Source organism: Synechococcus sp. CS-1332 (assembly GCF_025127995.1).
In the GTDB taxonomy this organism is placed as follows: domain Bacteria; phylum Cyanobacteriota; class Cyanobacteriia; order PCC-6307; family Cyanobiaceae; genus Cyanobium.
Window position 1 is genome coordinate 20,799 of record NZ_JAHLYP010000046.1, and the last position, 24,426, is coordinate 45,224.

Annotated in this window: 20 protein-coding genes; 12 read left to right on the forward strand and 8 right to left on the reverse strand. The window is 69.0% G+C overall.

What is annotated here, in order from left to right; all coding sequences use genetic code 11:
• Window positions 1-9: 9 nt before the first annotated feature.
• The gene (locus KQ305_RS11125; protein ID WP_259725473.1) at window positions 10-294 is read right to left on the reverse strand and encodes a hypothetical protein; all 285 of its coding nucleotides are present in this window, start codon (window positions 292-294) and stop codon (window positions 10-12) included.
• Window positions 295-315: 21 nt separating this feature from the next.
• Here KQ305_RS11125 and mtnA point away from each other — a divergent pair, with 21 nt between their 5' ends.
• Window positions 316-1,428 carry an S-methyl-5-thioribose-1-phosphate isomerase gene (mtnA, locus tag KQ305_RS11130; RefSeq protein ID WP_259725474.1) on the forward strand — a complete coding sequence of 371 codons (1,113 nt, stop codon included), beginning with the start codon at window positions 316-318 and terminating at the stop codon, window positions 1,426-1,428.
• Between the two features lie 7 nt (window positions 1,429-1,435).
• On the opposite strand, the gene KQ305_RS11135 is transcribed toward mtnA, so the two are convergent.
• Entirely contained in the window at window positions 1,436-1,855 is a 420-nt protein-coding gene (locus KQ305_RS11135; protein WP_259725475.1) for a cytochrome c oxidase assembly factor 1 family protein, read from the reverse strand.
• 24 nt (window positions 1,856-1,879) lie between these two features.
• Entirely contained in the window at window positions 1,880-2,308 is a 429-nt protein-coding gene (locus KQ305_RS11140) for a hypothetical protein (protein WP_259725476.1), read from the reverse strand.
• A 128-nt stretch (window positions 2,309-2,436) separates the two neighbouring features.
• On the opposite strand from KQ305_RS11140, the gene KQ305_RS11145 reads away from it, so the two are divergent.
• Genes KQ305_RS11145 through KQ305_RS11160 form a run of 4 tightly spaced genes read left to right on the forward strand, consistent with a single transcriptional unit; the run spans window position 2,437 to window position 5,754 of the window.
• A complete protein-coding gene (locus tag KQ305_RS11145) occupies window positions 2,437-3,486 on the forward strand; it encodes a sulfurtransferase (RefSeq protein ID WP_259725477.1) in 1,050 nt (349 codons plus the stop codon).
• Between the two features lie 23 nt (window positions 3,487-3,509).
• The gene (locus KQ305_RS11150) at window positions 3,510-3,641 is read left to right on the forward strand and encodes a hypothetical protein (protein WP_259725478.1); all 132 of its coding nucleotides are present in this window, start codon (window positions 3,510-3,512) and stop codon (window positions 3,639-3,641) included.
• Window positions 3,638-4,771, forward strand: coding sequence for a YeeE/YedE family protein (locus tag KQ305_RS11155; RefSeq protein WP_259725479.1), 1,134 nt, complete (start codon window positions 3,638-3,640; stop codon window positions 4,769-4,771). Before KQ305_RS11150 ends, KQ305_RS11155 begins: the two co-directional genes overlap by 4 nt.
• Window positions 4,772-4,794: 23 nt before the next feature.
• Window positions 4,795-5,754, forward strand: coding sequence for a class I SAM-dependent methyltransferase (locus tag KQ305_RS11160; protein ID WP_259725480.1), 960 nt, complete (start codon window positions 4,795-4,797; stop codon window positions 5,752-5,754).
• 33 nt (window positions 5,755-5,787) lie between these two features.
• Here the strand turns inward: KQ305_RS11160 and KQ305_RS11165 are convergent, their stop codons facing one another.
• Window positions 5,788-6,780: a zinc-binding alcohol dehydrogenase family protein gene (locus KQ305_RS11165; protein ID WP_259725481.1), complete on the reverse strand. Its 993-nt coding sequence runs from the start codon at window positions 6,778-6,780 to the stop codon at window positions 5,788-5,790.
• Between the two features lie 10 nt (window positions 6,781-6,790).
• Window positions 6,791-7,204, reverse strand: a complete 414-nt coding sequence (locus KQ305_RS11170; RefSeq protein WP_259725482.1) for a hypothetical protein — start codon at window positions 7,202-7,204, stop codon at window positions 6,791-6,793.
• Window positions 7,205-7,288: 84 nt separating this feature from the next.
• On the opposite strand from KQ305_RS11170, the gene KQ305_RS11175 reads away from it, so the two are divergent.
• From KQ305_RS11175 to KQ305_RS11185, 3 genes are all read left to right on the forward strand, one after another.
• The gene (locus KQ305_RS11175; protein ID WP_259725483.1) at window positions 7,289-9,373 is read left to right on the forward strand and encodes a bifunctional aldolase/short-chain dehydrogenase; all 2,085 of its coding nucleotides are present in this window, start codon (window positions 7,289-7,291) and stop codon (window positions 9,371-9,373) included.
• Between the two features lie 224 nt (window positions 9,374-9,597).
• Window positions 9,598-13,278, forward strand: coding sequence for a hypothetical protein (locus KQ305_RS11180; protein ID WP_259725484.1), 3,681 nt, complete (start codon window positions 9,598-9,600; stop codon window positions 13,276-13,278).
• Window positions 13,278-17,705: a hypothetical protein gene (locus KQ305_RS11185; protein ID WP_259725485.1), complete on the forward strand. Its 4,428-nt coding sequence runs from the start codon at window positions 13,278-13,280 to the stop codon at window positions 17,703-17,705. Before KQ305_RS11180 ends, KQ305_RS11185 begins: the two co-directional genes overlap by 1 nt.
• Window positions 17,706-17,865: 160 nt before the next feature.
• On the opposite strand, the gene KQ305_RS11190 is transcribed toward KQ305_RS11185, so the two are convergent.
• Complete coding sequence (locus KQ305_RS11190; RefSeq protein WP_259725486.1) at window positions 17,866-19,290, reverse strand: sodium/glutamate symporter; 1,425 nt, start codon at window positions 19,288-19,290, stop codon at window positions 17,866-17,868.
• Window positions 19,287-21,167 (reverse strand): S9 family peptidase, encoded by a 1,881-nt coding sequence (locus KQ305_RS11195; protein ID WP_259725492.1) that lies wholly within the window; start codon window positions 21,165-21,167, stop codon window positions 19,287-19,289. Before KQ305_RS11195 ends, KQ305_RS11190 begins: the two co-directional genes overlap by 4 nt.
• An 86-nt stretch (window positions 21,168-21,253) precedes the next feature.
• Between KQ305_RS11195 and def the strand changes: the two genes are divergently transcribed.
• From def to rpsU, 4 genes are all read left to right on the forward strand, one after another.
• Complete coding sequence (gene def / locus KQ305_RS11200) at window positions 21,254-21,859, forward strand: peptide deformylase (RefSeq protein ID WP_259725487.1); 606 nt, start codon at window positions 21,254-21,256, stop codon at window positions 21,857-21,859.
• Between the two features lie 5 nt (window positions 21,860-21,864).
• Window positions 21,865-22,062: a hypothetical protein gene (locus tag KQ305_RS11205; RefSeq protein ID WP_015109112.1), complete on the forward strand. Its 198-nt coding sequence runs from the start codon at window positions 21,865-21,867 to the stop codon at window positions 22,060-22,062.
• 128 nt (window positions 22,063-22,190) lie between these two features.
• Complete coding sequence (locus tag KQ305_RS11210; protein ID WP_311134348.1) at window positions 22,191-22,907, forward strand: DUF3747 domain-containing protein; 717 nt, start codon at window positions 22,191-22,193, stop codon at window positions 22,905-22,907.
• Between the two features lie 61 nt (window positions 22,908-22,968).
• Window positions 22,969-23,139 carry a 30S ribosomal protein S21 gene (gene rpsU, locus KQ305_RS11215; protein WP_006172073.1) on the forward strand — a complete coding sequence of 57 codons (171 nt, stop codon included), beginning with the start codon at window positions 22,969-22,971 and terminating at the stop codon, window positions 23,137-23,139.
• Window positions 23,140-23,427: 288 nt separating this feature from the next.
• Here rpsU and KQ305_RS11220 read toward each other — a convergent pair.
• A partial coding sequence (locus KQ305_RS11220; protein ID WP_259725488.1) for a YifB family Mg chelatase-like AAA ATPase occupies window positions 23,428-24,426 on the reverse strand: 999 nt, incomplete at its 5' end.

Sequence of the window (24,426 nt, forward strand, 5' to 3'; positions counted from 1 at the left end):
CCTTTGACCTCACTGGTGGGCTTCCTCGATGGCCTTGTCGCGCTGATCCTGGGCGGCATTGACCTGATCCACGGCCTGTCTGGCCTTGTTCATTGGAGCCAGCAGCGGCGATTCCGCCGGAGCAGGCGCCACGACCTTCGCGGGCGGAGCGGAACCGCAGGCGCCCAGCAGACCGACCAGAAGGCTGAGTCCAACAAGGGCAGGCCGTGACTTCACCAGGTACGGCCAACGATGTGGGGAAAATCTATCGCCCTGGTTCGGCCCTTCCCTGCCGGCAGGGATGATCGGAACCATCGTTCTGCTTCTTCCACGACCATGAACATCGACGGCAGGCCCTGGCGCACCATCTGGCTGGAGGACGGTGGCCGCTCGGTCGGCGTGATCGACCAGACCCTGCTGCCGCACCGCTTCGTCACCCGCTCGCTCACCACCGTCGAGGAGGCGGCCGAGGCGATCGTCACCATGGTGGTGCGGGGTGCGCCCCTGATCGGCGTCACCGGGGCCTACGGCCTGATGCTGGCCCTGCAGGCCGATCCCTCCGACGGCGCCCTGGCCGCGGCCTTCGATCGCCTCGATGCCACCCGTCCCACCGCCATCAACCTGCGCTGGGCCCTGGAGCGGGTGCTGCAGCGGGTCCTGCCCCTGGCGCCGGAGCAGCGCGCCGAGGCGGCGCAGGCCGAGGCGGCCGCCATCGCCGAGGAGGACGTGGCCATGTGCGAGGCGATCGGCGACCACGGCCTGCGCCTGTTTCAGGAGATCGCGGCCCGGCGCCCCGAGGAACGACGCGGCCAGCCCCTGAACGTGCTCACCCACTGCAATGCCGGTTGGCTGGCCACGGTCGACTGGGGCACGGCCCTGGCGCCGATCTACAAGGCCCACCGCGCCGGCCTGCCGATCCATGTGTGGGTCGATGAGACCCGGCCCCGCAACCAGGGGGCCAGCCTGACGGCCTTCGAGCTGGGCCGCGAAGGGGTGCCCCACACCGTGATCGTCGACAACGCCGGCGGGCATCTCATGCAGCACGGCCTGGTGGATGCGGTGATCGTCGGCACCGACCGCACCACCCGCTCAGGCGATGTCTGCAACAAGATCGGCACCTACCTCAAGGCCCTGGCCGCCCACGACAACGGCGTGCCCTTCTACGTGGCCCTGCCGGCCTCCACCATCGACTGGACCATCGCCGACGGGGTGAACGAGATCCCGATCGAGGCCCGCTCCCCCCTGGAGGTGACCCGCATCGCCGGCAAGCCCGCGGCAGGGGAGCCCACCAGCGTGCAGCTGGTGCCCGACGGCAGCGAGGGCTTCAACCCGGCCTTTGATGTCACCCCCGCCCGGCTGGTGACGGCCCTGATCACGGAGCGGGGCGTGGCCCCGGCCAGCGAGGAGGGGCTCAAAGCCCTTTACGCCCACCCCGTGGCCCCGCGCTGAGCACGGTTCAGAGCGAGGGCCGCAGCAGGCTGATCGGTCCGCCGGCGCCGTCCGGCCGGACCGTCAGGGTGGTGTAGGTCCAGGTGCCGGCGCTCTGGCGGGCCTCCACGTAGAGGGTGCCGCTGCCTTTGGACCCCTGCAGGGGGATGGCCAGATTGGCCTGGCCCGTGCCACCGGAGAGATTGACGCTGCCGGACACCAGCAAGCCCCCGTTGATCGGCGTGCCCAGCCGGCTGATGACCACGGGATCCTTCTGGGCCTTGGCCAGGGCCTGCTGGTACGGCGTGGACGACTTGATCAGGCCGAACACGAGGCCCACGATCAGGGCGATGAAGCCGGCCAGGCCGGCCACCCCCGTGAGACAGCCGGCCGGCACCAGCCATTTCCAGTTGCGGGCCCACCAATTGGGGGCCGGCTTGCTGTCCATGGGGTGACTCTGGTCCGCGACCCCTCAGAGCCCTTCGAAGCGGACGTTGAGGTTGAGCTGGTTGGGGCCGATGGCGGTGGCCTGCAGCACCAGGGCGGCGGACTTGCCGTCGGCGGTGCCATCCACCTTGGTGCCGGAGGGAGGATCCAGCACCAGGTTGAAGCCCCAGGGGCCCACCACGGTGTTGATCTTGCGCTCGCTATAGCCCTGCTTGGCCAGTGACGCCTTCACCTTGGCGAGCAGCTCCTCGGGTTTGCCGGGCAGCTGGGTGTTGAGGCTGGTCTGGCCGATCGCATTGGCGGCGAACAGGCTGGCGGCAGGCTTGGGCAGCGGCAGCGCCAGGCCCTTGAGCAGCGATCCGGCCGGGGTGGCCAGGGCGGCTCCGCCGACCAGGGCGCCGGCCCCCACCAGCACAGAGGTGGAGAGGGCCAGCAGACGGGGACGCCAGTGCATGGCTTGTTCTTCGCGGCAGCAGGGCAACCGTACCCCGATTCTGGAAGCACATCCCGACGTGGCTGAACACACAGGGCCCTAGCGGGGCCATCCTTTAAACATCGGTATATCGGTCGCCTTTGCGTTCAATGTTCCCGCAGACCTCCCGCCCCGCCCGGCGCCTGCTGCTCTCGGTCGCGGCAGGAGCCGCCACCGCCACGGCCATCACCACCAGCTTCGCCCTCGGCAATGCCTCGATCTCCCAGGCCCTGGCTGCCCCTGCTGCGCCGGCCAGCACGGGGGTGACAACCCTGGCTCCGGGGGGCACCAGCTTCCAGGTGTTCTCGCCTGAGGAGGCCGCTGCCGCCGCCAGCTCGGGCCGCTGGAAGGTGCTTGACGTGCGCCCGGTGCCGCCCCTCTCTTACATCGGTGGCCATGTGCCCGGCGCCGTCCATCTCTCGGAGCAGGCCTTCCGCGGACCCAACGGCCGCCTGCCCTTCCAGATCTGGACCCCCACCAAGCTGGCCAGCCTGCTGAGCCAGGCGGGCATCTCCAACAGGGATTCAGTGCTCGTCTATTCCGACGGCACTGACGTGCTGGGCACTTCTCTGGTCTCCTACATCCTCGAGAAGAGCGGCGTGCGCCAGGTGGCGATCGTCAATGGCGGCCTGAGTGGGTACAAGGCGGCCTCCCAGCCCACCACCAAGGCCTTCCCCACGTTCCAATTCGGCAGCTTCCGGCCCACCACGGTCAAGGGTCTGGCCATTCCCCTGAACGAGCTGGCGCCCCTGATCGGCAAGAGCAACGTGGTGATCATCGACCCACGGCCCAAGGCCCAGTTCGAGGGCACCGACCAGACCTTCATCCGCAACGGCCACATCCCCGGCGCCAAGAACATCCCCTGGCAGACGTTCACCGAAGCCAACAACGCCGATGAGGCCAGAAAGAATCCCCACAAGCTCAAGTCCGTTGAAGAGATCAAGGCCCTGCTGGTCAGCCGTGGCATCACTCCCGACAAGGAGGTGATCGTCTCCTGCAGTACCGGTCGGGAAGCCAGCCTCCAGTTCCTCACCCTGAAGCATCTGCTCAAGTACCCCAAGGTGCGGATCTATGAAGGCTCCTGGACCGAATACAGCGCCTCCACGCTGCCGATCGCCGTGGGGCCTGAGGGCAGCCCAGCCCAGATCAGCAGCCGCTGAATTCCCTTCCCCCACCCATCGCCATGCTGATTTTCAACAGGCGCTTCTGGGCGCTCACCAGCCTGCTGCTGCTATTGCTCGCCCCAGCCGCCGCCCTGGCCTGTGACACCGGCAGCGACACCCCTGCCCCCGCCGCCAAGTCGAAGAAGCGTTGAAACAGCCGCTTTCCACAGCTCTGGTTGTGGCCCCGGCCGAGGCGGTCGGGGTGGTCCTGGTGGCCCGGCAACCGGCTTCGGCCCTTGTCTGGGGCCTGGGATGCGGCCTCGGCCATGGGCTGGTCCGCTCCAATTTCGGTTTCGCCTCCGGCTACCGCCGGCTGCTGGAGCGGCGGGATCCCGGTCCGGTCTTCGCCCAGTTGCTGCTGGTGGCGCTGCTGGTGATCGCCATGGCCCTGGTGCTCGCCTTCGAGCCCCTCACCGGCCTGCGGCCGAAGCTGCTGGCCACCCCCCTCTCCCTGCCGTTCCTGGCCGGGGCCTTCCTGTTCGGCATCGGCATGGAGCGGGCCCGGGGCTGCGGCTGCGGCACCCTGGCAGCGGCCTCCCGGGGCGGGGGCGGTGTGCTGGCCGCCCTGGTCGGTCTGGTGATCGGTGCCTTCCTGGGCACCCTGCACGCCCCTCAGCTGGCCGCCCTTGGCCTGCCCCGCCTCCCCTCACCCTCCGGTCTCGAGCTGTTCGGTCTGACGGGGTCTGTGGTGCTGCAGCTGGCCTGGATCGCCCTGATCGCCGTCCTGCTTTGGCGCTGGAGCGGCCAGGTCCCGTGGAGCGGCGAAAGCCGCGCGCTCTACGGCGGCGCCGTGGCCGTGGCTTTGCTGGCCACGGGCCTGTTGCTGGTCACAGCGGAGCCCTGGAAGGTGCTCTGGGGCCTGGCCCTCAGTGGCGCCCACGTGGCCCAGGCCCTGGGCTGGGATCCCCAGACCAGCCTGTTCTGGTCGAGCCCCCGGGGCCAGGCGCTGCTGGTGGGGCCGGACGCCTGGCTGTTCAACGACGCCGTGCTGGTTGATCTGGGCCTGCTCTACGGCGCCGTGGCCACCGCCATCGGCCAGGGCCGCTTCCGCTGGCGGGGGGAGGGGCCCCAGGCCGGGCCGGAACTCGCCCGGCGCGGCTTCGGCGGCCTGTTGATGGGCTACGGCGGGCTGCTGGCCTCGGGTTGCAACGTCAACGCCTTCCTGGGCGGGGTGATGAGCTTCAGCCTGCACGGCTGGATCTGGCTGGCGGTGGCCTTGGCGGGCTTCGCCGCCTCGTTGCGGCTGCGCCTGGCGCCCTGGGCCGAACCGCGTCCAGACTGAGTCGCCGCCGCCGCTCCGCCGCCATGGCCCAGGCCCAGCCCGCCGCCGCCCCGCCCCCCAACTGGGTGGCCTCGCGCCATCCCCTCGGCTGGCTGATCGACCGGCTGCTGGCCGTCGAGCCGCTGCGGCTGCTGCTGTTTCTGCAGGCCCGTCAGCTGATCATCCGCACCGCCGAGCGCCGCGGCATCGCCTGGCGGGCCCGGCGCGAGGAGCTCCTGCAGCAGGCCGAGCCGCTGCTGGCCAGAAGCACCGATGCGGCCACCGACACGCCGCCCTACTACCGGGCCCGGTTCCACGCCTACCAGCAGGGGAACCTCTGCTGGCAGGCGGCGGGCGAGGCGGAGCAGGCCACTGATGCCATGGCGCTGCGGGTGTGGCCAGAGGAATCCCTCCAGCCCCAGCAGGCCCAGGCGCGGTTGCGGGCGGCGATCTTCGCGGCGATCGAACCGAGCCTCAGCGGCCCGGTCCACAGCGCCCTCGACATCGGCTGCTCGGTGGGTGTCGGCACCCTGGCCCTCAAGGACTGGCTGGAGCGGCGCGAGGGCACCGACGTGGCCGTCGACGGCCTCGACCTGTCCCCCCAGATGCTGGCGGTGGCCAGGGTCCGGGATCCCGAGGGCCGCATCCGGCGCTGGCACCACGCCGCCGCCGAGGCCACCGGCCTGCCGGCGGCCAGCATCGACCTGATCACCCTCCAGTTCGTCTGCCACGAGCTGCCTGCCGAGGCCACCCGGGCGGTGCTTCGGGAGGCGGCCCGGCTGCTGCGGCCCGGCGGGGTGGTGGCCCTGGTGGATCAGGACCCCGATTCGGACGTGATCCGCCGGCTGCCGGCGCCGATCGCCACCCTGCTCAAGAGCACCGAGCCCTACCTGGAGGCGTACTTCAGCCTCGATCTGCCGGAAGCCCTCGAGCAGGCCGGCTTCAAAGAGGTGCTCAGCCAGGCCTGCGACCCCCGCCACCGGGTGCTGGTGGCCGTGCGCTAAGGGCCCGCGGGGGGTCCCGGCGCCGCCTCAGGCTCAGCCCCAGCCGGCCAGGGCCAGCTTGCCGATTGTGCTCCCGGCCGCCAGCTGGGCGTGGGCGATCGCCAGGTTGGCGGCGTTGATGGGGCTGAGGGTCCTGCTCAGCGTGGGGCGCAGCTCCCCCCGATCGAAATGGTCGGCGAGCCGGTCCAGGATCCGCCCCTGTTCCCCCATGTCGGGGGTCTGGAACTGGGAGCGGGTGAACATGAACTCCCAGGCGAAGCGCACGCTCTTGGCCTTGAGGATGTTGAGGTCGAGGGGCCGGCGGTTGCCCACGATCGCCACGATCGATCCCAGCGGGGCGATGAGCGCCGCCATCACCTCCCAGTAGGCGTCGGTGTCGCTGAAATTGGCGATCAGATCCACCGCCTCGAAGCCCAGGGCGGCCAGCTGGGGGGCCAGGGGCCGGTGGTGGTCGACGACGTGGTCGGCCCCCAGTTCCCGCACCCAGGCGGCACTCTCGGGGCGCGAGGCGCTGGCAATCACCACCGCCCCGGCCCGGCGGGCCAGCTGGATGGCGATCGAGCCCACCCCGCCGGCGCCGCCGAGGATCAGCAAGCTGCGGCCCCGCCCCCGTTCACCGCTCGGGTCGAGATCGAGGCGCTCGAACAGGGCCTCCCAGGCCGTCAGGCCCGTCAGCGGCACGGCGGCCGCCTCGGCCCAGGAGAGGCGCGCCGGTTTGCGGCCCACCAGGCGCTCGTCCACCAGCACGGCTTCGGCGTTGCAGCCAGAGCGGCCCACGTCGCCGGCGAACATCACCGGATCCCCCACCCGGAAGCGGCTCACCCGCTCCCCGGTCGCCGCCACCACCCCGGCGGCGTCCCAGCCCAGCTGCCGGGGTGGATCCCCTGTGCCCACGCCGGCCCGCAGCTTGGTGTCGATCGGGTTCACCGCCACCGCCTCGATCCGCACCAGCAGGTCGTGGGGGCCGGGGATGGGCACCGGCAACTCCCTGTCGACCAAAGCGGGGGTGGCGAGAATCGCTCTCATGGCGGCGGGTTCAGTAGCGGCAGTAGCCCACGTCTCCCTTCAGGGGCGGTTTGCAGGGGAAGCGCAGCGGCACGAAGATCCGGTTGCCGTTGGCCTCGTTGGTGAGGGTGATGTTGCCCTGGACGAACAGCTCCCGGCGCCAGAGTCCCCCCAGCCGGTCGCGCAGCAGGTCGCTGCCATTGGCGTCCTTGCCCTTGCCGGACACCTCGCGGTAGGTCATCGACTGGCCGTCCTTCCAGCGGATCTTCAGGCCGCCGGGGATCTGCGCATCCACGCAGGCCAGGGGCTTGTCGTTGTACGCGCAGTCCTTCCACCCATCGCGGGGGATCTGGGGTGGGACCGTCTGGGCCGGGGCGGGGACCGCCACCCCGACCCCCACCGCCAGGATCAGGGTTAGCCACGCCAGGCAGGCCCACGGCTTCAAGTCCTCGCGGCGGCAATGGATGGGCACAGGCAGTCCCTGGGAGATCGCTCCCCGTAGTCTCCCCCCAGAGACCCGTTTCGCCCCATGGCCGTGCAACACCGCTGGTCGGACGCCGCCGCCCGTGAAGCGATCGCCCGCTACGGCGAGCAGGGGGTGAATGAAGACCTGGCCCTGCGCACCTACTCGGCCCGGCTGCTGGGGGCCGACCCGGAGCTGGTGCTGCACGGCGGCGGCAACACCTCGGTGAAAACCACCGTTCACGGGTTGCTCGGGGAAGCGATCCGGGTGCTGTGCGTCAAGGGATCGGGCTGGGACCTGGGCTCGATCGAGCCGCCGGGCCATCCGGCGGTGCGGCTCGAGCCCCTGCAGGCTCTGCGGGTCCTGGAGTCCCTCAGCGACGAGGCGATGGTGGCGGCCCAGCGCCAGAACCTGATCGATCCGGCCGCCCCCAACCCCTCGGTGGAGGCGCTGCTGCATGCCTTCCTGCCCCACACCTTCGTCGATCACACCCATTCGATCGCCCTGCTGGCCCTGGCCGACCAGCCCGATGCGGCCGAGGTCTGCCGCGAGGTCTACGGCGATCGGGTGGCCCTGGTGCCCTACGTGATGCCCGGTTTCGCCCTGGCCAAGGCGGCGGCCCTGGCCTACGAGGCCGCGGCGGCCGGCGGCAGCGAACCCGAGGGCATGGTCCTGCTGCAGCACGGCCTGTTCTCCTTCGGCGCCAGCGCCGAACAGAGCTACGACCGGATGATCGACCTGGTGCGGCGGGCCGAGGAGCGCCTGGCCCGGGGCGAACGCACGTTGCACGCCGTGGCCGTGCCGGAGCGCCCCGCCCCTGCAGCGGCGGTGCTGCCGGTGCTGCGGGGCGCCCTGGGCCGGGCCGCCGTCGCCGCCGGCGTTCGTCCCCACTGGATCCTGGCGCTGCGCGACACCCCCCTGGCCCGCGCCGTCAGCGACGACGCCCGGCTGCCGGACTGGGCCGGCCGGGGCGTCGCCACCCCCGACCACGTCATCCGCACCAAGGCCCGGCCCCTGGTGCTGCCGCCCCTGCCGTCCGGCGGCGACGGCCACGCCCTGGCCGCCTGGGGCCAGGCCCTTGAGCAGGCCCTGGAGGCCTACGCCACCGACTACCGCGCCTACGTCCAGCGCCAGAACGCCGCCGCCGGGGGCGTCAAGAAGGCGCTCGATCCCCTGCCGCGGGTGGCGGCGATCCCCGGCCTGGGGCTGGTGGGGATCGGCAAGTCGGCCGCCGAGGCGGCCACCGTGGCCGACATCGCCGAAGCCTGGGCCCAGACCCTGCTGGCGGCCGAAGCGATCGGCCGCTTCGCGCCGGTGGGCGAGGCCGACACCTTTGCCATGGAGTACTGGAGCCTGGAGCAGGCCAAGCTCGGCAAGGCGGCCGAGAAGCCCCTGGCCCGCCAGGTGGTGCTGGTCACCGGTGCTGCTGGTGCCATCGGGGCGGCGACCGCCCGGGCCTTCGCCGCCGCCGGGGCCGACGTGGCGGTGCTCGATCTGGAGCAGGAGGCCGCGGCGGTGGTGGCCGCCGCCTGCGGCAAGTGGGCCCTGGCCGTGGCCTGTGACGTCACCGACCCGGCGGCGGTGCAGGCCGCCGTCGCGGCGGTGGCGGCCCACTTCGGCGGCCTCGACATCGTGGTCAGTAATGCCGGTGCCGCCTGGACCGGACCGATGGCCACCCTGGCCGACGCCGACCTGCGGGCCAGCTTCGAGCTCAACTTCTTCGCCCACCAGAGCGTCGCCCAGGCGACCCTTGCGGTGTTCCGCGCCCAAGGCCTGGGCGGCCAGCTGCTGTTCAACGTCAGCAAGCAGGCCCTCAACCCCGGCCCCAACTTCGGCGCCTACGGCATCAGCAAGGCGGCCCTGCTGGCCCTTGTGCGCCAGTACGCCCTCGAGGAAGGCGAGGCGGGCGTGCGGGTGAACGCCATCAACGCCGACCGCATCCGCTCCGGCCTGCTCGACGACACGATGATCAAGGAGCGCTCCGCCGCCCGCGGCCTCAGCGAGGAGCTCTACATGGCCGGCAACCTGCTGGGCGCCGAGGTGCGCGCCAGCGATGTGGCCGACGCCTTCGTCGCCCTGGCCCTGATGCAGCGCACCACCGGCGCCGTGCTCACCGTCGATGGCGGCAACGTGGCAGCGATGGTGCGCTGAGCGCGCCTCCCGGCGCGACGGTCCGGTGGGTGCCCGATTTCGGGAAGGTTGGCCCGATGCGTTCAGGGGATGTTGCGTTTCTCCCCTCGGCGGTTTGGTCTGGGAATTCATGCCAGATTCAAACCAGCTTCATCGGTGTAATCGAGCGGAATTAGTCCAAGCCCGTCAACCGAACTGGTGGGTTTTTGCGTCTTTATTGGGTCTCCCCTTTCCCAGCGCTCCCCATGACGGATTCCTTCCAGCGGATTGTGCGCCGGGTGATTCCAACCACCCCGGTTCGCCGGGCTTCCCCTAGGGAAGGGTTCGACACCTTCCAGCTCGGACCGCTGCTGGAGCGGCTTGCACCCAGGAAAGAGGTGGAGCTGCGGGTCAGGGTGCGCCGTCCCGATGACCATCTCGTCTTTGATCTGCTCTTCGACAACCTGCGCATCGTGCCGGGGGCCGGTGAGGCAGGCGCTGAACTGGTTCGTCTCGATCCGGCACGGCGTGGCCTGCTGATCGTCGAGTTCCCTTCCCAGAGCTTCGGCGAAGAGGCCTACCTAGAGAAGGCTGCTGTTGATGGCACTTTGGCCGACGACCTTCCACGCAATAGGGATGGGTCAAAACCGAATGGCCCCACCGTCGTCAAGAACAGACCACCTCCCCCGTTACCAGAGCCTGCAGACCCTTTGCGGCCCTTGCCCACGGCAAAGGTGCGAATGGCCGGTCCCAGCCGGCTTGCCTATGTGATGCCTGCGGAGCTTCGGGCGCTTCCGTTCACCCTAGAGGCGGTGCTCAAGGCGATGCGGGAATGGCCCCTCAACCTCGACATCAATGCCAGGCCCGATGAGGCCTATGGCTTCTCCCAGCTTCCCAAGGATGCCCGCGCTCTCCAGAGCGCGCTGGTGGCCAGGGTGGCCAACGAGCGGCGGTCAGCGGTCGATCGCGCCCTCACCAGCAGCGCCCGGCGTGTGGCGGCACTAGGGGCCGGCGGGCTAGGACTGGATCAGGACAACGGCGGTTCCAGTGCGTTGGGCACGGCTGTCTGGGAAGCGATCCGCACCGAATCGGTTGCCCTGGCCGCCCAGCATCCCGAACTGGGCGACGGTGATCTGCACGCCGCCACCCTGGGAACGCTGGCGCTGCGATCGGCGGCCGAACTCGCCCAGCTGAACCAGGGACTGTTGGGCGGCCGGGACGGTGCCGCTCTGGTCACCGACCTGCCCTATGTATCCCTGCTGCTGGGCCAACCCCATCCCCTGGCACGCACCACCACAGCTCTGGAGCTGCCCTATCGGTTGATGCTCTCCCCGATTGGCACAGCCCGCTGGCAGCATGCCCTCCAGCCAGCCACCCAGCGCGGCCGTACCGAGCTCTGGCACACCCGCCTGGGCGACCCCGTTCCCGAAGGGGGTCGAGATACCCCGTCCCGCATTCGGGCGCTCTGGTCCCCCGATTTTGATTCGGTCGGCCAGGTGGATCCGCCGCGGCCGTTCCGTATGAGCCTCGATGCCCAGGACCGCCAATTCCTGGTGAAGTTGATGGGGGAGTGGAACCAGAAGCGGGCCGATGGCGCCGGAGCCTATCTGCCCCGTTCCAGCGAGGCGAAACGCCTGCATCTCTCCTCCCTGGGCGCCCTGCTGGACGCCGGCGGTGACTGGGATCCCCGACCCAATGGAGTGGATCTTGAGCAATGGCGGCACCTCGCCACCCTGGGCCGCGACCACTACGTGCGTGTGGTCTATTCGGGTTTTCTGATGTGGTGCGGCCATGCCGCCTCGCTTGTGAAGGTGACTGAGCGCAAGTTTGAGTCATTGACGAAGGACAGCAACAATCGGGTAGCCGTGTTGCGCCAGCGGTTTTTCATCATCGTGCGCGAACGAGTGCGTCACTACGACGGCAGTCGCCACCGGTTCAAGGGCCGCAACTTCCCCTTCCAAACGGTTGAGGTGCTGACGCAAGTCACGCCGAATCTGAACAAACCGACGAAGCTCGAAACGGCTGAGGGAAAGAAGATCTATGACAAGTCCAATGGGGTTGACATCACAGAGCGGATGGCCTTCTTCCCCATGATTGGTGGTCTGACTGGCACAAAGTTCCGTTTTGAGATCGTGGCTACCGATCGTGATGGCCAGCGGGTTGGCTTTTCCATGCCGCTGTTGTTTGTCAGTGAGGTCGTCAACACCGACCGCAGCACGCTCCTGCTCGATGCCTACAATGCTGAAGACAGGGATTCGGTGCGTCGGGCCGAGCTCAACGGCGCCAGTGTGGGGTTCGACGCCATCAATCCGCGGGAGACCCAACTGGCGACGCGCTCAATGAGTTTCCGCGTCGGCGCACTGGCGCCGACAGACAAACTCTTGGCGACAGCGCCCAACTTTTCACCGGAGATGGAGCGGGCCGATGTCTGTGTGCCAGCCCTTCAGAAACTTCTGGGCCGCGACGATGCCATCGCCATGCGCTACCCGGAGGTGGTGCGTGACGCCCTCAGCAACCCCGGCGAACTGTTCCTTTCGGTGGCGGACTCGCCCTACCCCCTCGATTTTGGTGGCGCCGGCAAATCGCAGACCGATGCCATCGGTGGCCTGGCCGCACCGACGATGGCGGTGCTCGGGCTCTCGAAGCGATCCGGCCCAGTTTCTGCGCAGCTCCAGCCAGGTGGCCCCCCGGAGCAGCAGATTGCGAACGCACTCACCAACGCCATCGCTAATCGCTTCGATCCCAAGGATTTCTTCCCCAAGGAAGCCACCTTAATCGGTGGGATCACCCTGAATGAACTGATCACTGGGGTGGTTCCCCTCAACCACCCGACGGCGCCCCGGTTTATCACCCGCACTCTGCCTGCGGAGGGGGCCCCTCCCGAGGCTCCCCCCAGTCGGCTGGAGGCGTCGTTCAGCTGGGTCAGCCCTGTGCCCGAGCCGGTCACGCCCCAACTGTTGGTCCCGAATGCTGATGGCATCAGCGGCACCCGATTGATGCTGTCAGGCAGCACCACCGTCCCCTTGGATGGCTCGATGGCGCCATCACGCGCAGCCAGGGCGGAACTCAACAACTTCAAACTCAATCTGTTCGGTTGCATCATTCTCTGGTTCGATCAGCTGAGCTTCGACAGCCGGCCGGGTCAGAAGCCTGATGTGTCGGTGCGGATGCATGAGAAGAAGCCAGGTGATCAGTTTGAGCCTGTGATGTTCGGCGGACCTCTGGAGTTCGTCAACGATCTGCGTCGCTTCATCCCCAGCAACGGCTTCTCCGATCCGCCCGCTCTCAGCGTTACCCCCAGTGGCATCTCTGCCAGCTATTCCCTGGGCCTGCCGAGCATCTCGTTGGGGATCTTCAGCCTCAGCAACATTTCGATCGGAGCTGGATTCAGCCTCCCCTTCGACAACCGTCCCGTCTCGGTGCGCTTCAACTTCGCTGAGCGGCAGCGGCCCTTCAGCCTTACCGTCTCGCTGCTGGGTGGTGGTGGCTTTTTTGCTATCGCGGTGGGAGCCAAGGGGGTGCAGGAAATCGAGGCTGCGCTCGAATTCGGTGCTGCCATCGCCCTCTCCCTGGTGGTGGCCTCGGGGATGGTGGAGATCAAGGCCGGTGTCTACTTCAGCTGGAAGGACGATGGCGCCAGTCCGAAACGCGTTGTCCTGGCGGGCTATGTGCGCATCCACGGCGAGCTCACGATCGTCGCCATCTTCTCTGCTTCGCTCACTTTCAACCTGCAGCTGGCCTACGAGAAGCAGGGTGACCAATCGATCGTCTATGGAGAAGCGGAGCTGATCGTTGAAGTGGAAGTGCTCTTCCTGAGCTTTGATGTGGCCGTGCGTTGTCGCCGCGAGTTTGGCGGTGGCACGGCCGATCCGAAGTTTCTTGACCTGATCCCCGACCAGCCCTCCTGGGATCTCTATTGCGGGGCCTTCGCCTCGGAGGTGGCGTGATGGTGAAACAGACCCTGCTCTGGACCTGCCTGCCGAACGGGATCAGCGATGCTGGCCTGCGTGTCTCTGTGCTGGTGACCCCGCGGCTGGATGCGGACCTTGCTCCACCCACGCTGGCCAGTTTCAGCGACTGGTCCGACTGGCCCGCCGCCCTGGCTCAGTTGACGTTTGTCTTTTACGCCGATGGTCAGCCAGTCGCGAAGACCTCCGTTCTTGATGCCGCCAATGTTTCGCGTCTGGACAACAGCCTGGGGGCGCCGAATTCAGCCGACTGGCAGGCCCTGTTACGCTCCAATTCTGTCGTGGAACGCTATGCAGCCAATACGGATCTTCAAGAGAGTGAGGTGCTGGCCTACAGCGCCACTGATGTCCATGATCGGATCAAGGATCTCTATGTTGATCTGGCAAGGCGTTGCAGCGATGCCCTGCCCAGGATCGGCCGAGATCTGCTCGATGATCCTCTCTGGCAAACATTCATCGATGCGGTGGAGCAGGTCGACCGCTGGGGTACTAAAACCCAGCGGGAAGACATCCTGCCGTTCGAGAGAGAAAGGGATACCCAGATCGAGAATCGCCTGGCGGGGGTCAACCCACTGATGGCTGGAAGCCGAGCCGGTTCTTCAGCGTTCTCCAGGGATCAGATCATCCGACATCTGGCCCGTTTTGAGCTGTTCCACACACCGCCGCTGCAGCCCAAACCATTGGAGTCCAGGGATCGGCAAGACGACCGACGGATCAGCTCTGTCACTCAGGAGTTTGAGCGGCCTCCTGTCCCCACGGCCAAGGAGCTGGCGCGCACCATGCATTTCCACCGGGTCGTGGCCGCGATGAACGCCTACCCCACCCTCCAGCGTCGCCTTGGCCTGGTGACGGATTTCGTGCTGGATCGCCGGGCCTTTCCTATCAACGCCGATTTCAGATTGCATGTTGAAGTGGACGACTCAGTCGGGGTGCTGGTGGGCCGGCAGAGGGACATCTCGCCACGCACCCAGGTGACCCTTACGGAGCGCGACTTCTTCGCCCGCTCCCGTGTCCTTCCCCCCCCCAATGACACCGAGATTCGTCTCGACCGGGGCCTGCTCGATCTCTACAGCCAGCCGGATCGCTATGCCGTTTTGCAGGCCGATGTGGACGGCGCCGGTCTGAAGCTGATGAACTTCGCCCGCACCCTGGCGGGATACCGCAGCCAGAAGAAGGGGGATTCGCTCCTGCTCCAGGATGATGTGTCGCGCCAGGAAAAGCGGGCGGGGGCGCCGGCCCTACGCACCGCGGGTTTGATGTTGGTGCGCAAGGACCGTGCCCAGACACTGAAGGGCAGACTCGCGGCTGGCAAGCAGCTACAGATGGACGCCGATGGCCCGGGCTTCGCTGAACTGTGGGCGGAAGATCTGGTGCGTGGCTATCGCATCGATGTCTGGGATCAGCAGACCGGGATCTGGCGCTCCCTCTGCGAACGCACTGCCACTTATACCCTCGCTGGGGAACAGCCGGTGGCTCCGAAGGCAGGCAAGGAGGAAGCCACCGTGCAGTTGGCCGCCACCCGCTCCCCCGACCCCGCGTACAACCAGAAGCTGCTCTATTTGCACGAAACCCTGATCACCTGGACAGGCTGGAGCCTGGCGGCCCCAGCGCCGGGCCTGGCGATCGGCGTCGATGTGGGGACCCCGGCGGGCGGCAAGCCCGCGTTCACAGAACAGGCGGGGGAGCTGCCTGGGTTGGAGTTTCGTTCCCTTTTCAATGCAGTCCCAGGCTCCCTGCCGCGGCTTCGCTATGGCCGCAGCTACGCCCTGCGTGCCCGGGCAGTGGACCTGGCGGGCCAGTCCCTGCTCCCTCAGGAGAACAACATCGGGCCGGAGCGACCGGTTGATGAGGCCAGACCCTTCCTCCGGTTTGAGCCGGTGGCGGCACCGGCCCTGGCCCTGTTTCGCCCCGCTCAGGGCAGCACCGAGCGCCCGGCGGAGGGGGAGTCGATGGCGCGGCTCGCCATCCGCAGTTTCAACGACGTCTTTGACGACCCAGCCCCATCGGGTGAGCTGGCACGCCGTCACGCCGTGCCGCCCCAGTCCACCGTGCGAGAAGCGGAACTGCATGGAGTGCTCGATCAGGGAGGCCTTGTCGATGCCGCCACGTTCCAGATGCTGGCCGTTGAGATGGATCGGGATGCCAGCGATCCGGCTGCGGCCCTAGTGGAAGAAACATTCGCTCTCAAAGGGGCCCTGGACACCACCGCCGTCGACACGACGTTTTCGGTGTGGCGGGAGGGCGCAAGCCTGAGCTATCTGCCCGATCCGATGGCTTTCAGGGTGTCGGCCTGGTTTCTCGGCCATCCCACGATCCCGCCGGAGACCACGATTCGAATCCCCCTGTATCCGCCTGGAACACGCTGGCCCCAGGCTCAGACCTTCCGCATCGAGCTCGTTGACGTTGGGGCCGACGCTCTGGCCCAGCCAGCGTTCGATGCGACCACCCGGGTGCTGCGGATCCCTTTGGCGAAGGGGGAGAGGGCCACCCTGCGTCTGGCGATGGCGCCGCGCAAGCGTGATCTGTTTGAGCGGATGGGGCTTTGGCAATGGCTTGATCCGGCCACGCAGCAGCAGATCGAGGAAACCGCGATCGACGGACGTTGTTGGTTGTTCTCGCCCTGGCAGGACATCGACCTGGTGCACGCGGTCCAGCGGCCCTTGATCCGGCCCATCATCTTGCGGCTCGAGGTGAGCCGATCCACCGGCGAAACCAGAGTTCTGCCCAGGATCCTGACAACCTGCAGCCTCAAGAGCACCGACCGACTCGATCTGCTGGCTCAGTGGCACGAGCCCCAGGACGATCCAGCCAGTCCCGCACCCCTGGATCTCCTGCGCGACGACCTGGCTTTCCAGGTCAAGGTGACGGATTCCGAGGATTACGTCCCCCGCTCCCAGCCCCCGCCGGACCACAGCCTCCCTGCCGATGAGCACAAAGGACCGGACGTGATCGGGCTCAACGCAAATGTGGACCTGTTCGCCAGCAAACACCACGAGTTCAACGACACCCGCTACCGCCGCATCGAGTACCGCCTCAAGGCCACCTCGCGGTTCCGCGAATACCTGCCCCCCCGCCTCCTGCTCGAGCCGGATCCTGCCCTCGCTCCCGACGGACCCTTTCAGCAAGTGGAGCAGAACCTGCTGGTGGAGGGCCCAACATCGGTCACCTGGATCCCCAGTTCGGCGCCACCGCCCCCACCCCAGATTCTCTATGTGGTGCCCACCTTCGGTTGGGTCCGTGGCCGCGACGGGGACGGAACCATCCGTAGTTGGCGCCGAGGCGGGGGCCTGCGGATCTATCTCGACCGCCCGTGGAACGTCAGTGGCTATGGAGAAATGCTGGCGGTCGTGCTGCCACCCGCCGAGTTTCGCGCCGACCCGGAGAGCCAACCGACCGAGAAGCCCTACACCAAGTTCGTCACCCAATGGGGCAACGATCCGATCTGGCAATCCCCCTTTGTCGCTGGCGCCGCCCCTGATCGTCGTCGCTTCCCCCTGGCACGCTGGCAGCCAGATCCTGCCGGGGGCTGGTTGCCGAACGGAGCACCCACCTCCGAAGCGGACCAGAGCCCCGGGCCGTTCCCGGTGGGCGATCGATCGGTCGCTGAGCTGAGGCTTACCAATGACGGCCTACCGGTGGAGATCGCACCGCACGATGTGGCCTTCGACCCGGAACGGCAGCTCTGGTTTTGCGACATCGAGATGGACCAGGGTTCGTCCTATTGGCCCTTCGTACGTCTGGCCCTGGCCCGGTATCAACCGTGCTCCACAACTGGCGCGCACCTGTCCGAAGTGGAGTTCGCCGATTTCATGCAACTCACGGCCGACCGCTGGCTCACCGTGCGTCCGGAACAGGAGGGTCGCGTTCGCTTCGTGACTGTGTACGGGCCGGGTTTCACCGATTCCGGTGGCGCCCAGGTGGCCCGTTCCGAAATCGATCCTCTCTCGCGAACGGCCACGTCATACGCGGCCGTCACCAAGACCTCAGTCATTAATGTCTGGCTGGAGCTCCTCGAGCCCGCTCTCGGGGAGGATTTCGGCTGGGAGCGTGTTTCCGGTGCCGATGGAACAGCCCTGCCTGCGGGCACCGCCGCTCCAGGGCTTGAGCCCCAGGTGCGGATGCGCGAACGGTTGACTCCCGAGCAGGGCTTGCGTGCCTTGGCCCTGAAGCGGGACGGAGACTTCGCCAATCTGCTGATCGAGGGTCTGGCCGAGCGGATCGTGCTTCGCCCACCGCTGTGGGACGGGCGGCTGGACATCCCGGAGGGTCTTGATGGGAGGTTGCGGCTGGTGGTCGCGGAATACGAGGAGTACCCGGTTGATGGCCCACCGAAGCAAGACGGTGTGAAACAGGTGCTCTCCGGCCGGCGGTTGGTGTTCGTTGAGCACGTTCCCCTCACGGAGTGATTCTCCGGCGGAGGCTGATCTCCACCGACGCTGGATCCAGGCCCGCTCCGCCGCCCGTTGCATCAGCTCGCAACTCTGCCTGGCCGACAACCTGCTGAGGGTGAAGCTGCGCCAGCGACGTGGCGGCGACGTGGCGGCGATGGTGCGGCAGGGGGCCTGTTCAGCCCGCCGCCTTCGCCCGCGCCGCCAGCCACAGCCCCAGCCCACTCCAGAGCACCACCAAGCCCAGGCAGAGGCCGGTCCAGGCCGGCAGGCCCCAGCCGTCCACCACCAGGGGGGCCACCACGGTGATCACGCCCCCTGCCAGCAGGGGCTGGAGCAGCAGCTGCTTGATCGAGAACGCCGTCACCGCCTGGCTGCGGTCGCCTGGGTCGGCCATGCGCAGCAGCAGCAGGCCGCTGGCGGCCACCCCCGTGGCCTGGCCGAACTCGATGATCGCCCGCTCGAACCAGTCGGGCGGCAGGATCCTGGGGGCCAGCAGCAGGATCACCCCCAGGTTCCAGAGCAGACCCGCCAGCGCCAGCACCGTCAGGGGGATCCAGTCGTGGGCCAGCAGGCTCAGATCCAGGCAGGCGGTGGCGGCGGTGATCAGCAGATCGGCCGAGATGGTGCCGGTCTGGCCCTGGATGGCGGTCGAGACCCACTGGGTCTGGCCGCTCTTTTCCAGGATCAGGCGCACCAGCAGGGAGCCCACCAGGGCCAGGGGGAACACCGGCAGGGCGTCGATCACCAGGGCGAACACCCCGCCGCTGGCGTCGGCGACGAAGCGCAGCGCCGCCAGTGCCCCGCAGCCGAACAGCACTGCCACCCCCGCCAGCCCCAGGTTCACGGCCCAGTCGGCGATCTGCCGCCACAGGGCCGGCACCTCCACGGTGCCCGCCTCAAGGGACAGATCCAGCGGCACCTCCTGCAGGGGCGGGGTCTGCTCCTCAAGGATCGCCACCGCCTCCTCGATCAGCATGGCCTCGGGGAACTTCAGCCAGCCCCGGGCCCGCCCCAGTACCACCAGCAGCCCCCCCACCACCGTCGACACCAGCAGTCCCACGGTGGCCATCGCCAGCCCCAGGGCCTGGGCCCCCTCCAGCCCCAGCCGCTCGTAGGTGGGCCCCATGGCGGCGGCCGAGCCGTGGCCGCCTTCGTAGGCCACCTCGATCAGGCAGGCCATGACCGGGCTCACCCCCAGCCAGGGCTGCAGCACCAGCAGCACCGCCAGGCCCCCCACCAGGAACTGGCCGAAGGCCAGGGTGAGCGCCAGCAGCACCTGGGCCGAGAGGGGGCGCCACAGGCCCCCCAGCTTCGGCAGCGGCTTGCCCAGCAGCAGGGTGGCGAACACCAGGGTCAGCAGGGGCAGGGGCAGCTGGTCCCAGAGGTCGATCACCCGCTGGGGCAGCAGGGGCACCAGCCCGGCCGGAGCCACCACCAGCCCCAGGCCGCCGGCCAGCAGGGCCTCCGGCAGACCCCAGCGCTTCATGCCCAGCAGCCCGCCGATACCGCTGCCAATCAGCAGCAGCACGGTCAGGGCGGCCAGGGCCAGGGCCAGCCACTCCACGCCCTCCACTAGCCCCGGCATGAGCGCGGCGATCACAGGCGGAACTGGCGGCGGAAGAAAGCTTCGGTGGCTTCCAGCACCGAGGTGCGCACGCCGCTGTCGCGGAAGCCGTGGCCCTCTCCTTCGAACAGGTGCAGTTCCGTCTCCAGTCCGCCTCGGCGCAGGGCTTCCACCATCTGCTCACTCTGACGCGCCGGCACCACCCGGTCGTCCAGGCCATGGAAGAACACCACCGGCACCGTGATCCGCTGCGCATGCCGCAGCGGTGAACGCGCCTCGTAGACGGCCCGGGCCTCGGGCCAGGGGCCAATCAGGGATTCGGTGTAGCGGGCCTCGAAGCGGTGATCCACCTCGAGCAGGGCCTCCGGATCGGCCACCGGGTAGCGGCAGGCTCCGGCCCCGAAGTCATCGGTGAAGCACAGGGCCGCCAGCACGGTGAAACCGCCGGCGCTGCCCCCTTCGAAGGCCACCCGGGCCGGGTCGGCCTTGCCCGCCGCCACCAGGGCCCTGGCGGCGGCGGCGCAGTCGGCCACATCCACCACGCCCCACTGGCCGTCGAGCCGCTGCCGGTAGGCCCGCCCGAAGCCGGTGGACCCGCCGTAGTTCACATCCACCACGCCCCAGCCGCGGCTGGTCCAGAACTGGATGGCCAGGTTCAGCCCCGTGCCGGCCATGGCGGTGGGGCCGCTGTGGCCCTTCACCAGCAGGGGGGCATCGGCGCGGCTGCCGCCCCGGGGCGGGTAGTACCAGGCGTGGGTGGGCTGGTCGCCATGACCTTCGAACCAGAGCGGCTCCGGTCGGCTGATCGCCTCGGCCGCCAGGGGCAGCGGTGCGGCCGGCGTGTGCTGCCAGGTGCCGCTGGCCGTGTCCAGCTCCAGCAGCCCCTGGCCGATCCCGGGGGCCCCCGCCACAGCCACCAACCGGCCCGCTTCCGCCGTCAGGGCCGCCAGCTCATCGAAGGGCAGGGGGATCGGCTCGAAGCGGCCGCCTTCGGCCCCCAGCCGGCCCAGCTCCCAGCGCCCCTGGCGGCAGACCGCCGCCAGCAGCTGCGTGCCGTCCCAGGCCAGGGTGCGCAGGCCGTAGACCCATTGCGGGCTGGCGAATTCCGCCTCCATGGGGCAGAGCGGGTGCCATCGGGGCGGGGTGTCCGCTTCCAGGGAGGCCACCTCGGCAAGCCGTTCCAGGTTCCACCAGCCGCTGCGGTCGTTGGCCACCACCAGGGAGCCGTCGTCGAGCCAGAGGGGCTGGAACACAGAGATCCCCTGGGGATCCCCCGCCGCCGAGCCGGCGATGGGCCGGGCTTGCTGCAGCTGCCCCGCCGCATCGATGGCGGCGAGCCAGAGCTGGCTGCGCTCCCAGGGCATGAAGGGCTGCTGCCAGGCCACCCAGGCCAGGTGGCCGCCGCCTGGGGCCAGCACGGCGTAGCCGCAGAAGTCCGCCGGCTGGTGCAGCAGCTCCGGTTCGCCCCCCGCCAGGGGCACCGCCACCAGCCGGTCAACGCCGTCCTGTTCCATCACGCCGATCCAGCGCTGGCGAGGCTGGTCGATCAAGCCATCGGCGAAGGCCCGCGGCCGCTCCGGGTCGGGTGGGGCGGTCAGTCGGCGGGGCGCCGCGGTTGCTAAGGGTTCGCCGCCGCCGGCCAGGCTGAGCTGCCAGAGGCAGCGGTCGCCGTCGTGGACGAACACCAGCTGATCGCCCGCCACCGCATAGGCCCCGCCGCCGTACTCATGCACGCGGGTGCGCAGGGTCCAGGGCCCAGGGGTCAGATCCACGGCAGCGGCGCCGGGGCCGCGTCCCATCAAGGTGGTGCGCCCCTGCTCGTCGGGGCGCTGCTCCAGCCAGAACAAGCGCCCCCCGTCCAGCCGCGGTTCGGCGACGCTGGTGGCCCTGCCCACCGCCACCGCGGCGGGCAGGGGCTCCAATTCTTTGCACGACGGCGCCCCCACCCGAGCCCTCCGCAGGCTGCTTCTAGAATCGATCCATCGTTTCAGGTGACGTCTTGGCCCGCAGCTTCGCCCAGATGGCACGGTCCGCCGAACAGGGTGGCCACTCCGTGTTGGTGCCGAAGGTGCCGGTGGAACGCCCCTCCCTCGAGATCCACACGCTGGGGTCGAAGGAGCTGCGGGCCTCGGCCCGGCGCATCAGCAAGGTGGATGCCTCCGTCCGGGATCTGGCCCGCGACATGCTGCGCAGCATGTACACCGCCAAGGGGATTGGCCTGGCGGCCCCCCAGGTGGGTGTCCATCGCCAGTTGCTGGTGATCGATCTGGATCTGGAGGAGGCCGCCACTCCGCCCCTTGTGCTGATCAACCCCGAGATCACCGCCGCCGGCGCCTCCTTCAACACCTACGAGGAGGGCTGTCTCAGCATCCCCGGGGTCTATCTCGACGTGGTGCGTCCGTCCGTGGTGGAGGTGGCCTACCGCGACGAGACGGGTCGCCCCCGCCGCATCAAGGCCGATGGTCTGCTGGCCCGCTGCATCCAGCACGAGATGGATCACCTCCAAGGTGTGCTGTTCGTTGATCGGGTCACCGACGAGCTCAGCCTCAACGACGGCCTGCAGCAGCAGGGTTTCCTCCGCTCCGACGTCCAGTCGATTCGCTGATCTCCATGCCGATGAAACCCCTGGCCGGCCTCTTCCTGGGCCTGGCCTGCCTGCTCGGCATCGCCGCCACCGGATCGATCTTCGAGCTTTCCTACGGCGACCCTGATCTCGGTGTCCAGGCCACCCGCTGGATCCTGGCCGGCAGCCTGCCGGGCACCGTGCTGGCCCTGCTGGTGGCGATCCGCATCAACAAGCCCGCCTGAGCCCCCCCAGCGCGCTGCGCCCCCGCTGCGACCCCTCGGCCGGCCCGACAACCGGCCGTCCGACTGTGCCTATGGGCTGGTTTCCGGTGGTTACCGTTCATACGATTTAGGCCGCTTCGATCAACGCCGTGACCCTTTCCGTTCTCCCCCGCGCAGGCCTGGCGGCCCTGACGGCGCTGGCGACAACCCTGGCCACTGCAGCCCCCGCTCCGGTCCGCGCCTCCGCCTTGTTCGCCGCCGCCGAGGTGGACCAGCAGAACTTCCTGATGGTGGCTGCCCCCATCGGCAGCAAGGGCGAAAAAGCCCAGCTCAACATCTACGAACAGCTCAAGCCCGTGCGGCCCTGCTTTGAGGTGGGTGAGGGCACGCCGGCCCCGGTGAATCCCCTGCTGGCCACCTTCGATTTCACCGGCATCTGCAACCGCTATATCGACGCCAACGGCTACTCGGTTCGGGTGGGGGGCCAGGATCTGGCCACCTCCTACCGGCTGATGGTGACCCGCAGCGCCGGCGACATGCTGCTGCTGGCCTTCCCCACGAAGGCTGGCGCCGGCCCGGAGATGGTGGTGGCCCGCACCCGTGGCAGCGCCCCCGGCTTCCTGAAGCTGCAACTGGAGCCCGGTTGGCGACTGATGCGGCGCCAGTTCGGCGGCCGCAACCTCGGCCACCTCTACGTCTATGCCGACAGCTGGCCGGGGACGGCGGCGACAGCCGCCCAGCCCCAGCCCACCAAGGTGGAGGCCGCCCAGCCCCCCACCGCAGCGGTGCCCGTCAAGGAGGCCGCTCCTGCGGCGGTCCGGCGGCCCTTGGCCCCGCCGGCCGTTCCCCCCGCCACCAAGCTCTGAGGCGGAGGGCCGAAGCCCCACTTGCTAGGGTGCAACGCTGCGCACGTCTCAGCAGTACTTCATGACCCAGGTCACCGTCGGCGAAAACGAAGGCATCGAATCGGCCCTGCGCCGCTTCAAACGCCAAGTGTCCAAGGCGGGCATCTTTGCCGATCTGAAGCGGCTGCGCCACCACGAAACCCCCACCGAGAAGTACAAGCGCAAGGCTCAGCAGCGCCGCCGTCGCCGCTGATCCCCGTTCGGGCTTCTTCCATTCAGGTGCTTCTACCTGTTGCCTGGCCCCCCGACCGTGATCAGGCTGAAGGGGCCATCGCTGCAGGGTCCATGGGCCATCCGGTCGCCTCAACGGCAGGCCAGTCAAGGTCTGCCTCCGTTCTTCAAAGGATCAGCCACTGGCTGGCCGAGACCATCAATCACGCCTGGGGTAATCCTGCTGAGGAAGCCCAGAACCGGCCGCCGTCGATCGGTGTGCAGCCCTACAGCGGCGACTCAGCCCGCCGCCGCTGACCGGAGCGTTCGCTCACGTCACCTGATCGAAGGATCGGTAGCTGAGGGCCTCGGCAATCGCAGCACCTGACACCCTGGCCTCACTGGCCAGATCGGCAATCGTGCGGGCTACCCGCAGCACCCGCTCCGCCCCCCTGGCGGACAGGCGCCGCTGGCTGATGGCCCGCTCCCAGAGAGCCAGGGCGTCCGGCTCCGGGGTCACGATCGCGGCCAGGGCAGGACCATCCAGCTGGCCGTTGGCCGCCCCTTCCGGATTCCGCTGGCCCATCCGCCTCCGGGCCGCGGCCACCCGTTTCGCCACCACCGAGCTGGCTTCGCCCCCAGCGGGCCTTTGCTGCCCGGCCTCCCGGTAGGCCCCGCCCAGGTCGTGGGCCTCGGGGCGCCGCATCACCACCTGCAGATCGATCCGGTCCAGCAGCGGCCCTGAAAGCCTTCCCCAGTGGCGGCGCCGTTGGGCTTCACCGCAGCGGCAGCTCTCGCTGGGATCGCCGTACCAGCCGCAGGGGCAGGGGTTGGTGGCGGCCACCAGGAGCACCCGGCAGGGAAAGCGGCAGCGCTGTTGGGCCCGGCTGATCCACAGCTCCCCTTCCTCGAGGGGCTGGCGCAGCTGGTCGAGCACCTCACGGCGGAACTCCGCCAGCTCATCGAGGAACAGCACACCATGGTGGGCCAGGCTCAGCTCCCCGGGCCGGGGCAGGGCGCCGCCACCGACCAGGGCGGCGGCGGAGCAGCCGTGGTGGGGGCTGCGGAAGGGGCGTTGCCGCCGCAGGCCGGCCCCCTCCCCCAGCAGTCCAGCCAGGGAATGGAGCTGGGTGACCTCCAGGGCCTCCTGGTGCCCCAGGGGCGGCAGCAGCGGTGGCAGCCGCCGGGCCAGCATCGTCTTGCCGCTGCCGGGCGCCCCCACCAGCAGCAGATGGTGGCCCCCGGCTGCGGCGATCTCCAGGGCCCGCCGGCCATGGGCCTGGCCGCGCACCTCGGCCAGGTCGGGCCCTGCGGCCGCCGCCGCTGGCAG

What these genes read in the sequence shown, in the direction of transcription:
- KQ305_RS11125 (WP_259725473.1), bottom strand. Translation starts at nt 294, where the DNA reads ATGGTTCCGATCATCCCTGCCGGCAGGGAAGGGCCGAACCAGGGCGAT.
- KQ305_RS11135 (WP_259725475.1), bottom strand. Translation starts at nt 1,855, where the DNA reads ATGGACAGCAAGCCGGCCCCCAATTGGTGGGCCCGCAACTGGAAATGG.
- rpsU (WP_006172073.1), top strand. Translation starts at nt 22,969, where the DNA reads ATGACCCAGGTCACCGTCGGCGAAAACGAAGGCATCGAATCGGCCCTG.
- KQ305_RS11165 (WP_259725481.1), bottom strand. Translation starts at nt 6,780, where the DNA reads ATGAGAGCGATTCTCGCCACCCCCGCTTTGGTCGACAGGGAGTTGCCG.
- KQ305_RS11175 (WP_259725483.1), top strand. Translation starts at nt 7,289, where the DNA reads ATGGCCGTGCAACACCGCTGGTCGGACGCCGCCGCCCGTGAAGCGATC.
- KQ305_RS11205 (WP_015109112.1), top strand. Translation starts at nt 21,865, where the DNA reads ATGCCGATGAAACCCCTGGCCGGCCTCTTCCTGGGCCTGGCCTGCCTG.
- KQ305_RS11185 (WP_259725485.1), top strand. Translation starts at nt 13,278, where the DNA reads ATGGTGAAACAGACCCTGCTCTGGACCTGCCTGCCGAACGGGATCAGC.
- KQ305_RS11140 (WP_259725476.1), bottom strand. Translation starts at nt 2,308, where the DNA reads ATGCACTGGCGTCCCCGTCTGCTGGCCCTCTCCACCTCTGTGCTGGTG.
- mtnA (WP_259725474.1), top strand. Translation starts at nt 316, where the DNA reads ATGAACATCGACGGCAGGCCCTGGCGCACCATCTGGCTGGAGGACGGT.
- KQ305_RS11160 (WP_259725480.1), top strand. Translation starts at nt 4,795, where the DNA reads ATGGCCCAGGCCCAGCCCGCCGCCGCCCCGCCCCCCAACTGGGTGGCC.
- KQ305_RS11145 (WP_259725477.1), top strand. Translation starts at nt 2,437, where the DNA reads ATGTTCCCGCAGACCTCCCGCCCCGCCCGGCGCCTGCTGCTCTCGGTC.
- KQ305_RS11150 (WP_259725478.1), top strand. Translation starts at nt 3,510, where the DNA reads ATGCTGATTTTCAACAGGCGCTTCTGGGCGCTCACCAGCCTGCTGCTG.
- KQ305_RS11180 (WP_259725484.1), top strand. Translation starts at nt 9,598, where the DNA reads ATGACGGATTCCTTCCAGCGGATTGTGCGCCGGGTGATTCCAACCACC.